Source organism: Pseudomonas sp. FIP_A4 (genome assembly GCF_036701605.1).
GTDB lineage: Bacteria > Pseudomonadota > Gammaproteobacteria > Pseudomonadales > Pseudomonadaceae > Stutzerimonas > Stutzerimonas phenolilytica.
In genome coordinates this window covers 49,014-62,174 of the sequence record NZ_JAYDXP010000116.1, presented here as the reverse complement: position 1 = coordinate 62,174, position 13,161 = coordinate 49,014, and the positions used below count along the sequence as shown (strand labels likewise).

Sequence of the window (13,161 nt, the reverse complement as noted above, 5' to 3'; positions counted from 1 at the left end):
CCTTTCATCCGTAGGGTGGAAAACTCGCGTAGCGATTTTCCACCAGCACTTGCCAGAAGGTGGATGGCTGCGGCCATCCACCCTACCCGCTGGTTCAACCGGCGTGGTAATCCGCGTCGGCTTCCTCGAAGCGCTTGACGATGCTCGGCGCGGGCTCGGCGCCCATCAGGCTGACCACGAAGATCGCCAGGCTGGCGAGGATGAAGCCGGGGATGATCTCGTACAGCCCCAGACCGATGAACTCCTTCCACACCACCACGGTGATGGCACCGACCAGCATGCCGGCCAGCGCGCCGTTGCGGGTCATGCGCTTCCACAGCAGCGAGATCAGCACCACCGGACCGAATGCCGCGCCGAATCCGGCCCAGGCGTAGGACACCAGGCCCAGCACCTTGCTCTCCGGGTTGGAGGCGATGCCGATGGCGACCAGCGCGATCAGCAGCACCATGGCGCGGCCGACCCAGACCAACTCGGTCTGCGAGGCGTTCTTGCGCAGCATCGCCTTGTAGAAGTCCTGGGTCAGCGCGCTGGAGCTGACCAGCAGCTGCGCGCTCAGAGTGCTCATCACCGCCGCCAGCACGCCGGAGAGAATCAGGCCGGCGACCCACGGGTTGAACAGGATCTTCACCAGCTCGAGGAACACCCGCTCGCCGTTCTCGCTCACCGGGCCGGCCAGCTCCGGGTGCCCGGCGAAGTAGGCGATACCGAAGAAGCCCACCGCCACCGCGCCGCCCAGGCACAGAATCATCCAGGCCATGCCGATACGACGGGCGTTGGGGATGGTCTTGACCGAGTCGGCCGCCATGAAGCGCACCAGAATGTGCGGCTGGCCGAAGTAGCCCAGGCCCCAGGCCAGCAGCGAGATGATCGCAACGAAGGACAGCCCGCGGAACATGTCGAAGTTGGCCGGATTCTGCGCCTCGATGGTGGCCATCACGCTACCCATGTCGCCCAGCGCCAGGATGACGAACAGCGGCGTGACCAGCAGCGCGAAGATCATCAGCGTCGCCTGCACGGTGTCGGTCCAGCTCACCGCGAGGAAGCCGCCGATGAACACATAGAGAATGGTCGCCGCCGCCCCGATCCACAGCGCCAGGTCATAGGGCACGCCGAAGGTGGACTCGAACAGCCGCGCACCGGCCACCACGCCGGAGGCGCAGTAGATGGTGAAGAACACCAGGATCACCAGCGCCGAGAAGATGCGCAGCAGGCGGCTGGTGTCCTCGAAGCGGTGGGTGAAGTAGTCCGGCAGGGTCAGCGCGTTGTGGTTGTGCTCGGTGTGCACGCGCAGCCGCCCGGCGACGAACAGCCAGTTGAGCCAGGCGCCGATGATCAGGCCGATGGCGATCCAGCTCTCCGACAGGCCGGCGACGAAGATCGCCCCCGGCAGGCCCATCAGCAGCCAGCCGCTCATGTCCGAGGCGCCGGCCGACAAGGCGGTGACGAAACTGCCGAGGCTGCGGCCGCCGAGGATGTAGTCGTCGAAGTTCTTGGTGGCGCGATAGGCGGCGAAACCGATGAAGATCATCGCCGCGATGTAGACCACGAACGTGATCAGGGTGGGTGTACTGGCGCTCATTGTGTATCCCTCGTTAGTTGTTGTCCGGCGCACCGCGAGCAGATCGCGTCGCGCCCTTGGCAGAGGGCGATGGCACTGGCGCCATCACCTGCGACAGGTCCGAAACCGGCCCGTCAGTGGCGGAAGAGCGTCCGCCATCTGTCCGTTATTGTTGTGCCCCGGCTGCCAAAGCCGCCGAGGGTACCGCTGGTGCCCGTCACATGGAAAATCGCCGTGCGGTTTGCGGCGGCGATTGCCATGCGCTCACCGTGCTCAGTCGTCGCCGAGCGACAGCAGCGAGGCGTTACCGCCCACCGCCGTGGTGTTGGTCGAAGTGGTGCGCTCGTTGGTGAAACGCAGCAGGTAGCTCGGCCCGCCGGCCTTCGGCCCGGTGCCGGACAGCCCGCAGCCGCCGAAGGGCTGTACGCCGACCACCGCGCCGATCTGGTTACGGTTGACGTAGACGTTGCCGACCCGCGCCAGCTGCTCGATGCGTTCGGCGGTTTCCTCGTTGCGGCTGTGCACGCCGAGGGTCAGGCCGTAGCCGGTGCCGTTGATCGCCGCGACGACCTTTTCCAGATCGGCGGCATCGTAGCGCACGACATGCAGAACCGGGCCGAAATGCTCTTTCTTGAGCTGTTCGATGCCCTCGATCTCGAAGGCCACCGGCGCTACGAAATGGCCGTTGAGGCCAGCCGGCAGGGTCGCTTCGGCGATCAGCCGGCCTTCGTTCTTCAGCTGCTGGATATGCGCCAGCAGGCCGTCGCGCGCCTCCTCATCGATCACCGGCCCGATATCGTTTTCGCGCAGATGGGTGGGGCCGACCTTCAGCTCGGCCATCGCGCCCTTGAGCAGCTCGATGACGCGGTCGGCGATATCGCGCTGCACGTAGAGCACGCGCAGGGCCGAGCAGCGCTGGCCGGCGCTGGTGAAGGCGGAGCTGACGGCATCCTTGATCACCTGCTCGGGCAGCGCGGTGGAGTCGACGATCATCGCGTTCTGTCCGCCGGTTTCGGCGATCAGCGTGGCGATCGGGCCTTCCTTTTCGGCCAGCTGGCGATTGATGATCCGCGCGGTGTCGGTGGAGCCGGTGAAGCACACGCCGACCACCCGCGGATCGCGGCAGAACACACCGCCCAGCGTGGCGCCGTCGCCCGGCAGCAGCGCGATGGCGTCCTTCGGCAGGCCGGCCTCGAACATCAGCTCCAGCGCGCGCGCGGCGATCAGGCTGGTCTGCTCGGCCGGCTTGGCCAGCACGGTGTTGCCGGCGACCAGCGCCGCGCTGATCTGGCCGAGGTAGATGGCCAGCGGGAAGTTCCACGGGCTGACGCAGACGAACACGCCGCGGCCTTCATGGAACAGCTCGTTGCGCTCGCCAGTCGGGCCTTTCAGCTCTTCGCGGCCCAGTTTCAGGCGCGCCTGCTGCGCGTAGTAGCGGCAGAAGTCCACCGCCTCGCGCACTTCGTCGATGCCGTCCTGTAGCGACTTGCCGGCTTCCACGGTGCACAGTGCCATCAGCTCGGCGCGGTTGCGCTCCAGCAGCTCGGCCAGGCGTTCGAGGATCGCCGCGCGGCTGTCCACCGGCGTCGCGTTCCAGGTCGGCCAGTAGGCCGCCAGCGCGTCGATGGCCTGGCGCGCCTGCTCGGCGCTGGCGAACTGCGCCGTGCCGACGACCTTGTTCAGGTCGTAGGGGCAACGCACTTCGCTGGCGCTACCGCCCAGACGCTGGCCGCCGATCACCGGCATGGCCTGCCACTGGCGGTCGAGGAAGGGTTGGTAGGCGCTGGCCAGTTCGTTCCATTGTTGTTGGATATTCATGTTGATCCCTTGGGAGTTCTTGCGATTGCCATACAGCGCCGGGGGCAGCGGAATGCGCGGGTTGCCGAGCGCCGCAAACTGGCGCAGCTGGCTCACCGGGTGATCGATCAGCGAATCCACCGGCACGCGCGGGTCGACCAGCTGGTGGACGAACGAGGAGTTGGCACCGTTCTCCAGCAGGCGCCGCACCAGATAGGGCAGCAGGTCCTTGTGCGCACCGACCGGCGCGTAGATGCGCACGTTCTTGCGGTACTTCTCGATCACCGTGTCGTACAGCGCATCGCCCATGCCGTGCAGGCGCTGGAACTCGAACTCGCGCGGCGTGGCGGTCTGCTCGGCCATCGCCAGGATGCAGCTGACGGTGTGTGCGTTGTGGCTGGCGAACTGCGGGTAGATCACGCCGCGGGTGTGCTCGGACAGCAGGTAGCGTGCGCAGGCGAGGTACGAGGTGTCGGTACCTTCCTTGCGGGTGAACACCGGGTAGCCCTCCAGACCCTGCACCTGACACTGCTTGATCTCGCTGTCCCAGTAGGCGCCCTTGACCAACCGCAGCGGGATGCGCGCGCCCAGCTCGCGGCCGAGCAGGGTCAGCCACACCAGCACCGGCAGGCAGCGCTTGGAATAGGCCTGGATCACCAGACCGAACTCACCCCAGCCGGCGATGGCCGGATCGCGCAGGAGTTTTTCGTACAGTTCCAGCGACAGTTCGAGGCGGTCGGCCTCCTCGGCGTCGATGGTGATGCCGACGTCGCGCTGGCGCGCCAGCACAGCCAGCTCACGGACGTTGGCGAACAGCTCGCTGAGTACGCGCTCGCGCTGGGCGACTTCGTAACGCGGATGCAGCGCCGACAGCTTGATCGACACCGACGGTCGCGGGCCGGGGCCGACCTGCGGCTCGGCGCCGACGGTTTCCACGGCGCGGCGGTAATCGGCCATGTACTTGGCCGCGTCCTCGGCGGTCAGCGCCGCCTCGCCGAGCATGTCGAAGGAATAGGTGTAGCCCTTCTCACGCTCGGGCCGGCCGTTCTTCAGCGCTTCGGCGATGGTGCGGCCGAGCACGAACTGCTTGCCCATCAGCTTCATCGCCTGGTTCATCGCGGCACGGATCACCGGCTCGCCGGAGCGCTTGAGCAGGCGGCCGATGACATTTTTCGGGCGGCCGTCGGCGGTGTCCGGATCGACCACCTTGCCGGTCATCACCAACCCCCAGGCGGCGAAGTTGACCAGCACGTTGTCGCTCTGGCCGAGGTGGCGCTCCCACTCGGCGGCATTGAGCTTGTCGCGGATCAGCGCGTCAGCCGTGGCAGCGTCCGGCACGCGCAGCAGCGCTTCGGCCAGGCACATCAGCATCAGCCCTTCCTGAGTGTCCAGGCTGTACTGGCGCAGCAGCGCATCGAGCGTGTCGACGGCATTCTCGCGGCCGCGCACGGTCTCGATCAGCGTGCGCGCGCGCTCACGAATGGCGGCGATGCCCGCCTCGCCGGGATCGGCCAGCTGCAACAGTTCGGTGAGATAGCCCGCTTCGTCGACGCTGTAGTTGGCGCTGATGGTGGGAAAGAATTCTGCGGCTTTCTGGCTGGCAAAGGCGCCATCCAGCACGTGACCGGCCTTGAACATCGCGCCGCTCCTCTGAGGGTGTGTCTGCTTATTAGGTGTAGTTCACGGCCCGGCCCTCGGCGCGATACACGACGATGGGTCGGGGCGGAGACGGAATGTAGGGGCAGCGCCGGCGCGACTTCTTGCAGGAAACTACGGAAGTTTTACGAAACGCTACGATTGCGGCGCGCTGAAACCGCAGCGTCACGAAGGCGCCGCACACTGGCGCGCGCTTCGCCAGCGGCCAGGCCGCAAGGGCGCAAAGCGGGCGCGGCGTGGGGATCAGTCGTCGGTCTGGCGCAGCTTGCGCGGGGTCAGGCCGAGGTAGCGGCGCGTCGCGGTGGTCAGTGCGCTCTGGCTGGAAAAACCGCACTCCTCGGCGATGCGCACCAGCGGCAGTGGCGATTCACGCAGCAGCCGCGCGGCGCGGTCGAGACGGCTCTTGAGCAGATACTGGTGCGGCGTGAGGCCGACGCTGTCCTTGAACTGCACGTGGAAGTGGCTGGGGCTCAGGCAGGCGACCTGCGCCAGCTCGGCCACCGTGATGCGTCGCGCCAGGTTGTCCTGGATGTGCGCATCCAGCCGCTGCAAATCCAGCGGCCCGCTCGGGCGCTGCGGCGCTTCGCCGAACAGGCGCAGGTGCAGCGCGCGCAGCAGCACGCCGCCAAGCGCTCGTGCCAGCAACGGATCGCTGCCATAGCGCGCCAGCTCGGCACCGGCGTAAGCCAGGAGATTCTGGAAATCGGCATCCAGCGCCGGGTAGCGCGGCGCCTCGAACAGCCGGGCGAGCAACGCGGGGTCATCTAGGCAGGCGTCCTGCTCATCCAGATCGATGATCAGCATGCGGTTGTCGCCCATGCCGGCAAAGCCGTGATCGGCGTCGCCCGGCACCAGGCAGGCGCGCATCCGGCAGACCTCGCCGCCCGAACCATCCACCTCGAATTCGGCGCGGCCCGCCAGCGACAGCACCAGCTGGTGATAGTCGTGGGCGTGCTGGTGAATCTGGTCATCCAGGCGAAGCAAACGGGCGTTGAGCATGACGAGTACCTGAAGCGGGCGCCGATGCGCCGGGCGCCGTTGCGTCGGGCGCCCGGCGCGCTCGTTCGCGACCGCAAGGTGACGCAAACGGCATGCAGCACTCTACCCGAAGCCGGCGGACGCCGCCCAGCCCCGGCCGGCGGGATTGAAATCGGCCGGACGGCCACCATGTATCCCGCAAGTAATCGCAACGGGTGCCGCATGAACGACGACGTCAATCAGGATCATCTCGAGCAGGAATTCATTTCCTCCAACGGTCTGGTGCTGCCGGACCAGCAGCAGCCGGACAAGCTCTACATCATTCCGGTGCATAACCGGCCGTTCTTCCCGGCGCAGGTGCTGCCGGTGATCGTCAACGAAGACCCCTGGGCCGAGACCCTGGCGCGCGTGGCCAAGACGCCGCACCAGCGCGTGGCGCTGTTCTTCGTCGACTCGCCGGTGCTGGATATGGCCACCTTCGACCCCGCCAGCCTGCCCGAGCACGGCACCATGGTGCGCGTGCACCACGCCACCCAGGAGGGCGGCAAGCTGCAGTTCGTCGCCCAGGGTCTGGCGCGCGTACGCATCCGTGGCTGGCTGCGGCGCAAGCCGCCGTATCTGGTGGAGGTCGACTACCCCAAGAGCGACGCCGACCCGCGTGACGAGGTGAAGGCCTACGGCATGGCACTGATCAACGCGATCAAGGAGCTGCTGCCGCTCAACCCGCTGTACAGCGAAGAGCTGAAGAACTACCTCAACCGCTTCAGCCCCAACGACCCGTCGCCCTTGACCGACTTCGCCGCCGCGCTGACCACCGCGCCCGGCACGGAATTGCAGGAGGTGCTCGACTGCGTGCCGGTGCTCAAGCGCATGGAGAAGGTGCTGCCGCTGCTGCGCCGCGAGGTCGAGGTGGCGAAGCTGCAGAAGGAGCTGACCGGCGAGGTGAATCGCAAGATCGGCGAGCGCCAGCGCGAGTTCTTCCTCAAGGAACAGCTGAAGATCATCCAGCGCGAGCTGGGCATCACCAAGGACGACAAGAGCGCCGACGCTGACGAGTTCCGCGCCCGCCTGGAAGGCAAAGTGGTGCCGCCAGCCGCGCAAAAGCGCATCGACGAGGAGCTGAACAAGCTGTCGATCCTCGAAACCGGTTCGCCGGAATACGCCGTCACCCGCAACTACCTGGACTGGGCCACCGCGCTGCCCTGGGGCGTGCACGGTCAGGACAAGCTCGACCTCAAGCGTGCGCGCAAGGTGCTCGACAAGCACCACGCCGGCATGGACGACATCAAGCAGCGGATCATCGAGTTTCTCGCCGTCGGCGCCTTCAAGGGCGAGATCGCCGGCTCCATCGTGCTGCTGGTCGGCCCGCCGGGCGTGGGCAAGACCAGCATCGGCAAGTCCATCGCCGAGTCGCTGGGGCGGCCGTTCTATCGTTTCTCGGTCGGCGGCATGCGCGACGAGGCGGAGATCAAGGGCCACCGCCGCACCTACATCGGCGCCCTGCCCGGCAAGCTGGTGCAGGCGCTGAAGGAAGTCGAGGTGATGAATCCGGTGATCATGCTCGACGAGATCGACAAGCTCGGCGCCAGCTTCCAGGGCGACCCGGCCTCGGCGCTGCTGGAGACGCTGGACCCGGAGCAGAACGTCGAATTCCTCGACCACTACCTGGACCTGCGTCTGGACCTGTCCAAGGTGCTGTTCGTCTGCACGGCCAACACGCTGGATTCCATCCCCGGTCCGCTGCTGGACCGCATGGAAGTGATCCGCCTGTCCGGCTACATCGCCGAGGAAAAGCTCACGATCGCCAAGCGCCACCTGTGGCCCAAGCTGCTGGACAAGACCGGCGTGCCGAAAGAGCGCCTGGCCATCAGTGACAGCGCCCTCAAGGCGGTGATCGAGGGCTATGCCCGTGAGGCCGGTGTGCGCCAGCTGGAGAAACAGCTCGGCAAGGTGGTGCGCAAGGCGGTGGTCCAGCTGCTGGAAGACCCGCAGGCCACACTGAAGATTGCCCCGAAGGACCTCGAGCATTACCTCGGCAAGCCGGTGTTCCGCAGCGAGCAGGTGCTCTCGGGCGTCGGCGTGATCACCGGGCTGGCCTGGACCAGCATGGGCGGCGCCACCCTGCCCATCGAGGCGACGCGCATCCATACGCTCAACCGCGGCTTCAAGCTCACCGGCCAGCTCGGCGAGGTGATGAAGGAATCGGCGGAGATCGCCTACAGCTATGTCAGTTCGCACCTCAAGCAGTTCAAGGGCGATCCGGCGTTCTTCGACCAGGCCTTCGTGCACCTGCACGTACCCGAAGGCGCGACGCCCAAGGACGGCCCCAGCGCCGGCATCACCATGGCCAGCGCGCTGCTGTCGCTGGCGCGCAACCAGCCGCCGATGAAAGGCGTGGCGATGACCGGCGAGCTGACGCTGACCGGACTGGTGCTGCCCATTGGCGGTGTGCGCGAGAAGGTGATTGCCGCCCGGCGACAGAAGATCTTCGAGCTGATCCTGCCGGAAGCCAACCGCGGCGACTTCGAGGAGCTGCCGGACTACCTGAAGGAAGGCCTGACGGTGCATTTCGCCCGGCGCTTCGCCGACGTGGCGAAGGTGCTGTTCTGAGGGGAGTTGTGACGGCAGGGAAAGCCGGAAGCTCGCCTGGAGCTTCCGGCTCGCGCGTCGCTTAGCTGCGCGCGCGTGCGGCGTCGCGCAGTGCCTTGACCTGGTCGTGATTGCGCAGCACGCCCTGGTACTGGCGCTCGACCACCAGCCGCACCTCGGCCGGCAGATCCTTCTCCAGCGCCTTGCGATAGCTCTTCACCGCGACATCCTCGCCACGCTCGCATTCGTTGAGGATCGCCTCGTCGTCCTTGCCGGTGATCATCGACTTGAGATCGACCCAGCGCCGGTGCATGTCGGCCGCCATGCTGGTAGAGGTCTCCGGATCGCCGCCCAGCGAGCGCACCATCTGCTGCAGTTCCGCCGCGGCCGTGGCGCAGTCGCGGGCGCGCTGGCTCATGGTGCTCTTGAGCTGCGGATCGCGCAGATCCTCGGCACACTCCATGAAGCCCTTTTCGCCGTCCTTGCTGGTTTCGATCAGGTCGTTGAGCACCGAAATCGTGTCTTTCGTATCCATTTCTCTCTCCTCGGGATCGACTGAAATGGCCGGAACGCGCGCTGCCCGGCCTCAGTAGGGTCGACTGCCGGGCCGGAAAAAAGGTTCAGCCGGACCGCCCGGAGGCATCCAGCAGCACCCACGCGGGCGCATGGTCGCTGGCGTGTTCCTGCCCGCGAACCCAGCGATGCACGCCGGCGTCGCGCAAGCGCGGCGCGAGGTCCGGGCTGAGCAGCAGGTGGTCGATGCGCAGGCCGGAGTTCTTCTGCCAGTGCTGGCGAAAGTAGTCCCAGAAGGTGAACACCGGTTCATCGGGGTAGCGCGCGCGTAGCGCATCGGTCCAGCCTTGCGCCAGCAGCCGCGCGTAGCAGTCGCGGCTTTCCGGCTGCAGCAACGCGTCCTTGCGCCAGGAGCGCGGGTTGTAGATGTCCGCGTCGGTCGGCACCACGTTGTAGTCGCCGGCCAGCACCACCGGGTGGCCGCTGGCGAGCAATCCGGCGGCGTGCTCGATCAGCCGCTCGAACCAGGCCAGCTTGTAGTCGAATTTCGGCCCGGGCTGCGGGTTGCCGTTGGGCAGGTAGAGGCAGGCGACGATCACGCCGTGCACCGCCGCTTCGAGGTAGCGGCTGTGGCTGTCGTCCGGATCGCCCGGCAGGCCACGGCGGATTTCCAGCGGCTCGCAATCGCGCGCCAGGATCGCCACGCCGTTCCAGGATTTCTGCCCGTGCCAGATCGCGCCGTAGCCGGCGGCGCGGATGTCGTCGCGGGGAAAGTCGGCATCCTGCGCCTTGAGCTCCTGCAGGCAGACCACGTCCGGCTGCTCGCGAGCGAGCCATTCCAGCAGGTTGGGCAGCCGCGCGCGGATGCCGTTGATATTGAAGGTGGCGATGTTCAGCTGATCCACGGCGGGGCCTCGTCGTCATGCGTTGAGTCTTCACCTTAGCTCTGACCGCGCCGCACGCTAGGCGTCATGCCCTCCCGCATCTGCCGCTGGAAAGCGCAGCGTGAACCGCGTGGCTTGCGCGTCGCTGTGCACCCGCACCTCGCCACCATGCAGCTGCATGATCGAACGCACGATGGCCAGCCCCAGCCCGCCGGAGTCACCCGGTTCGGCACGTGCCGGATCGCAGCGGTAGAAGCGGTCGAACAACCGCGGCCAGTGCGCCTCGGCGATCGGCGCGCCCTGATTGACCACGCTGACGCAGCGCCAGCCCTCCTCGTTGCCGCTGAGGATGCGCACCGCACTGCCGGCATCGGCATAGCGCAGCGCGTTGGCGATCAGGTTGGCCAACGCGCGACGCACCAGCTCGGCATCGGCCATCAACGTGCCTTCGCTCTGGTCGATCAGCTGGATGCCGCGTTCCTCGGCGATGCCTTCGAAGTACTCGCACAGCTGCCCGACCAGCTCCGGCAGCGCCAGCAGGCGTCGCTCGATCACCGTCGCCGGCTGCTCGGCACGGGCGAGGAACAGCATGTTGTCGATCATTCGCGCCAGCCGTTCGTACTCTTCCTGGCTGGACTCCAGCAGCGCCCGGTACGCCTCCTCGCTGCGCGGTCGGCTCAGGTGCTGCTGGGTCTGCCCCATGAGGTTACCCAGCGGCGTGCGCATCTCGTGGGCGAGGTCCTCGCTGAAGCGCGACAGCCGTGCGAAGCCCTGCTCCAGCCGCGCCAGCATCTGGTTCAGCGCGGCGCGCAGCGGCTCCAGCTCGGCCGGCATGGCATCGCCTTCGAGGCGGCGATGCAGGTTCTGCACGTCGATGCGCAACGCCTGTTCGGTGAGCCGGCGTACCGGACGCAGCGCACGCCGGCTGATCGCCCAGCCGAGCAGCGAGGCCAGCAGCGCGCCGACGCCCAGCGCCAGCCAGAGCCGCAGCCGGTAGGCCGCAAGCATCTGTTCGCGCTCAGCCAGCAGGCGCCCGGCCACCAGCGTCAGGCCGGCTTCACCCGGCAGCCGGCGCCAGGCCAGCCGCGCCGCGCCGATATCCTGCAACAACGGCTGGTCGCTACCGGCCAGCGGCGGCAGCGCCAGCCGCGGCGGATTGATCTCGATCAGCGCGCGGCCCTGGGCGTCGAGCAGCCAGAGCAGGCTGTCGCGATTGCCCAGCATGTTCTCGTAGAGCTGCGGGCGCTGGCGCAGCGCGTCGACGCTGGCGCTGTCGTCGAGCAGCGCCTGCATGCGTTCGAGCCGGCCGAGCAGCGCCTGGTCGTCGCGCCAGACGATCTCGCGCTCCAGCGAGCGGTACAGGTACAGGCCGATGGCACCGAGCAGCACCCCTGCGACCAGCGCGAAGGCCAGCGCCAGGCGCAGACTCAGCGAGCGTGGCAGCCGGCTCATAGCGTCGGGTCCAGCACATAACCCATGCCGCGCACGGTGTGGATCAGCTTGTGCGGATAGGGATCGTCGACCTTGGCACGCAGGCGGCGGATCGCCACGTCCACCACGTTGGTGTCGCTGTCGAAGTTCATCTGCCAGACCTGCGAAGCGATCTGCGCGCGGGACAGCACCTCGCCCTGACGGCTGAGCAGCAGGTGCAGCAAGGCGAACTCCTTGTTGGTCAGGTTGATGCGCTCGCCCTGACGGGTGACGCGGCGACGCAGCAGGTCCAGCTCCAGGTCGGCGACGTGGAACTGCTCGATTTCCCGTGGCGGGCCGCGACGCAGCAGCGTGCGCACCCGCGCCAGCAGCTCGGCGTAGGAAAAGGGTTTGATCAGGTAGTCGTCGGCGCCCAGCTCCAGCCCGCGCACCCGGTCTTCCACCGCGTCGCGCGCGGTGAGGAACAGCACCGGCGTATGCGCCGAGCGCTGGCGCACCACCTGCACCAGCTGCCAGCCATCGAGCCCCGGCAGCATGACGTCGAGGATGACCAGATCGAAGGCCTCCTCCTCGATCAGGTATTTGCCGTCGATGCCGTTGCGCGCGACCTCCACGCGATAGCCGGACTCTTCCAGCCCGCGCTTGAGGTAATCGGCCGTCTTGGCCTCGTCTTCCACCACCAGAATTCGCATCGGCTCGCCTCGTTGAATGCGCCTAGGTTAGGCAGTCGCCGTAGGGCGAGCCATTACAAAAGCGTAATGCGTCGGCAACGTTTCTGACGGTCGCCGGGCGGCAGCATGCGCTCCAACGCTCAACCACCCAAGGAACCCGCCATGCGTATCGCCGCCACCCTGTCATTGCTGACCCTGGCCTTCGGCGCCCACGCCGCCCCGCCGGCACCGCTCAGTCAGCACAACGTCTCGCTGGCCCTGGCCGACGGTCTGATTCAGCAGACCCTGGATGCCTGCCACGCACAGAACCGCACCGCGGTGGTCGCCGTGGTCGATCGCGGCGGCAACCTCGTCGCCCTGCGCCGCGACGACAACGTCGGCCCGCACAACACCCTCGCCGCGCAGCGCAAGGCCTACACCGCGCTGTCGAGCAAGACGCCGACCCGCCTGTTCGCCGAGCGCGCCGCCAACACGCCGGATGCAGCCAACCTCAACACCCTGGACGAACTGCTGCTGCTCGGCGGCGGCGTGCCGCTGAAGGTCGGCGACGAGGTGATCGGCGCCATCGGCGTGGCCGGTGCCGGCGGTGCCAAGAACGACGAGGCCTGCGCCGTGGCCGCCATCGAAAAACTGCTGCCCTCCTCCCACTGAAGAAAAGGAAAAAACACCATGAAAGCACTACGTTCAATCGCCGCCGGCTTGATGCTCAGCGGCCTGTCCGGTCTCACTCTGGCCGCCGGCAACCCGCTCAGCGTGCATGTGCTCAATCTGGAAAACGGCCTGCCGTCACCGGACGTGCGCGTCACTCTGGAGCAGCGTCAGGGTGACACCTGGAAATCGCTCAACAGCGCCGAGACCAACGCGCAGGGTCGAATCACCGCGCTGTATCCCGAAGGCAAGGCGCTGGAGAAAGGCACCTACCGCGTCACCTTCAAGACCGGCGACTGGTTCGCCGCACACAACGCCAGCACCTTTTTCCCGGAAGTTCCGGTGATCTTCGAAGCCGATGGCAGCGTGGAGCACTATCACATCCCGCTGCTGCTCAGCCCCTACGGCTTCTCCACCTACCGCGGCAACTGAGCCG

The 13,161-nt window shown here is 67.1% G+C and carries 10 protein-coding genes; 3 read left to right on the top strand and 7 right to left on the bottom strand.

Annotated features, from left to right (window positions below):
* Positions 1 to 94: 94 nt before the first annotated feature.
* The 3 genes from putP to U8L64_RS03995 all read right to left on the bottom strand — a co-directional run bounded on the left by putP (position 95) and on the right by U8L64_RS03995 (position 6,010).
* Positions 95 to 1,579 (bottom strand): sodium/proline symporter PutP, encoded by a 1,485-nt coding sequence (gene putP / locus U8L64_RS04005; RefSeq protein WP_333394237.1) that lies wholly within the window; start codon positions 1,577 to 1,579, stop codon positions 95 to 97.
* Positions 1,580 to 1,831: 252 nt separating this feature from the next.
* The gene (gene putA / locus U8L64_RS04000) at positions 1,832 to 4,993 is read right to left on the bottom strand and encodes a bifunctional proline dehydrogenase/L-glutamate gamma-semialdehyde dehydrogenase PutA (RefSeq protein ID WP_333394235.1); all 3,162 of its coding nucleotides are present in this window, start codon (positions 4,991 to 4,993) and stop codon (positions 1,832 to 1,834) included.
* A 261-nt stretch (positions 4,994 to 5,254) separates the two neighbouring features.
* Entirely contained in the window at positions 5,255 to 6,010 is a 756-nt protein-coding gene (locus U8L64_RS03995) for an AraC family transcriptional regulator (protein WP_003290113.1), read from the bottom strand.
* A gap of 201 nt (positions 6,011 to 6,211) precedes the next feature.
* On the opposite strand from U8L64_RS03995, the gene lon reads away from it, so the two are divergent.
* Positions 6,212 to 8,599: an endopeptidase La gene (gene lon / locus U8L64_RS03990; protein WP_138300302.1), complete on the top strand. Its 2,388-nt coding sequence runs from the start codon at positions 6,212 to 6,214 to the stop codon at positions 8,597 to 8,599.
* A 61-nt stretch (positions 8,600 to 8,660) separates the two neighbouring features.
* Here the strand turns inward: lon and U8L64_RS03985 are convergent, their stop codons facing one another.
* The 4 genes from U8L64_RS03985 to U8L64_RS03970 all read right to left on the bottom strand — a co-directional run bounded on the left by U8L64_RS03985 (position 8,661) and on the right by U8L64_RS03970 (position 12,098).
* Positions 8,661 to 9,113, bottom strand: coding sequence for a PA2169 family four-helix-bundle protein (locus tag U8L64_RS03985; RefSeq protein WP_008567688.1), 453 nt, complete (start codon positions 9,111 to 9,113; stop codon positions 8,661 to 8,663).
* A gap of 85 nt (positions 9,114 to 9,198) precedes the next feature.
* On the bottom strand, positions 9,199 to 9,996 hold the full coding sequence (xth, locus tag U8L64_RS03980; protein ID WP_043297551.1) for an exodeoxyribonuclease III: 798 nt from the start codon (positions 9,994 to 9,996) through the stop codon (positions 9,199 to 9,201).
* 57 nt (positions 9,997 to 10,053) lie between these two features.
* Complete coding sequence (locus U8L64_RS03975) at positions 10,054 to 11,427, bottom strand: heavy metal sensor histidine kinase (protein WP_156715193.1); 1,374 nt, start codon at positions 11,425 to 11,427, stop codon at positions 10,054 to 10,056.
* A complete protein-coding gene (locus tag U8L64_RS03970; protein ID WP_043297549.1) occupies positions 11,424 to 12,098 on the bottom strand; it encodes a heavy metal response regulator transcription factor in 675 nt (224 codons plus the stop codon). The genes U8L64_RS03975 and U8L64_RS03970 overlap by 4 nt, the downstream gene beginning before the upstream one ends.
* A gap of 141 nt (positions 12,099 to 12,239) precedes the next feature.
* On the opposite strand from U8L64_RS03970, the gene U8L64_RS03965 reads away from it, so the two are divergent.
* The gene (locus tag U8L64_RS03965) at positions 12,240 to 12,728 is read left to right on the top strand and encodes a GlcG/HbpS family heme-binding protein (RefSeq protein WP_156715197.1); all 489 of its coding nucleotides are present in this window, start codon (positions 12,240 to 12,242) and stop codon (positions 12,726 to 12,728) included.
* 18 nt (positions 12,729 to 12,746) lie between these two features.
* Positions 12,747 to 13,157 carry a hydroxyisourate hydrolase gene (uraH, locus tag U8L64_RS03960; protein ID WP_043297546.1) on the top strand — a complete coding sequence of 137 codons (411 nt, stop codon included), beginning with the start codon at positions 12,747 to 12,749 and terminating at the stop codon, positions 13,155 to 13,157.
* Positions 13,158 to 13,161 lie beyond the last annotated feature (4 nt).

Excerpts from the sequence above, each read along its gene's own strand:
- putA (WP_333394235.1), bottom strand. The coding sequence starts at position 4,993 with ATGTTCAAGGCCGGTCACGTGCTGGATGGCGCCTTTGCCAGCCAGAAA.
- U8L64_RS03995 (WP_003290113.1), bottom strand. The coding sequence starts at position 6,010 with ATGCTCAACGCCCGTTTGCTTCGCCTGGATGACCAGATTCACCAGCAC.
- lon (WP_138300302.1), top strand. The coding sequence starts at position 6,212 with ATGAACGACGACGTCAATCAGGATCATCTCGAGCAGGAATTCATTTCC.
- putP (WP_333394237.1), bottom strand. The coding sequence starts at position 1,579 with ATGAGCGCCAGTACACCCACCCTGATCACGTTCGTGGTCTACATCGCG.
- U8L64_RS03970 (WP_043297549.1), bottom strand. The coding sequence starts at position 12,098 with ATGCGAATTCTGGTGGTGGAAGACGAGGCCAAGACGGCCGATTACCTC.
- U8L64_RS03975 (WP_156715193.1), bottom strand. The coding sequence starts at position 11,427 with ATGAGCCGGCTGCCACGCTCGCTGAGTCTGCGCCTGGCGCTGGCCTTC.
- U8L64_RS03985 (WP_008567688.1), bottom strand. The coding sequence starts at position 9,113 with ATGGATACGAAAGACACGATTTCGGTGCTCAACGACCTGATCGAAACC.
- U8L64_RS03965 (WP_156715197.1), top strand. The coding sequence starts at position 12,240 with ATGCGTATCGCCGCCACCCTGTCATTGCTGACCCTGGCCTTCGGCGCC.
- uraH (WP_043297546.1), top strand. The coding sequence starts at position 12,747 with ATGAAAGCACTACGTTCAATCGCCGCCGGCTTGATGCTCAGCGGCCTG.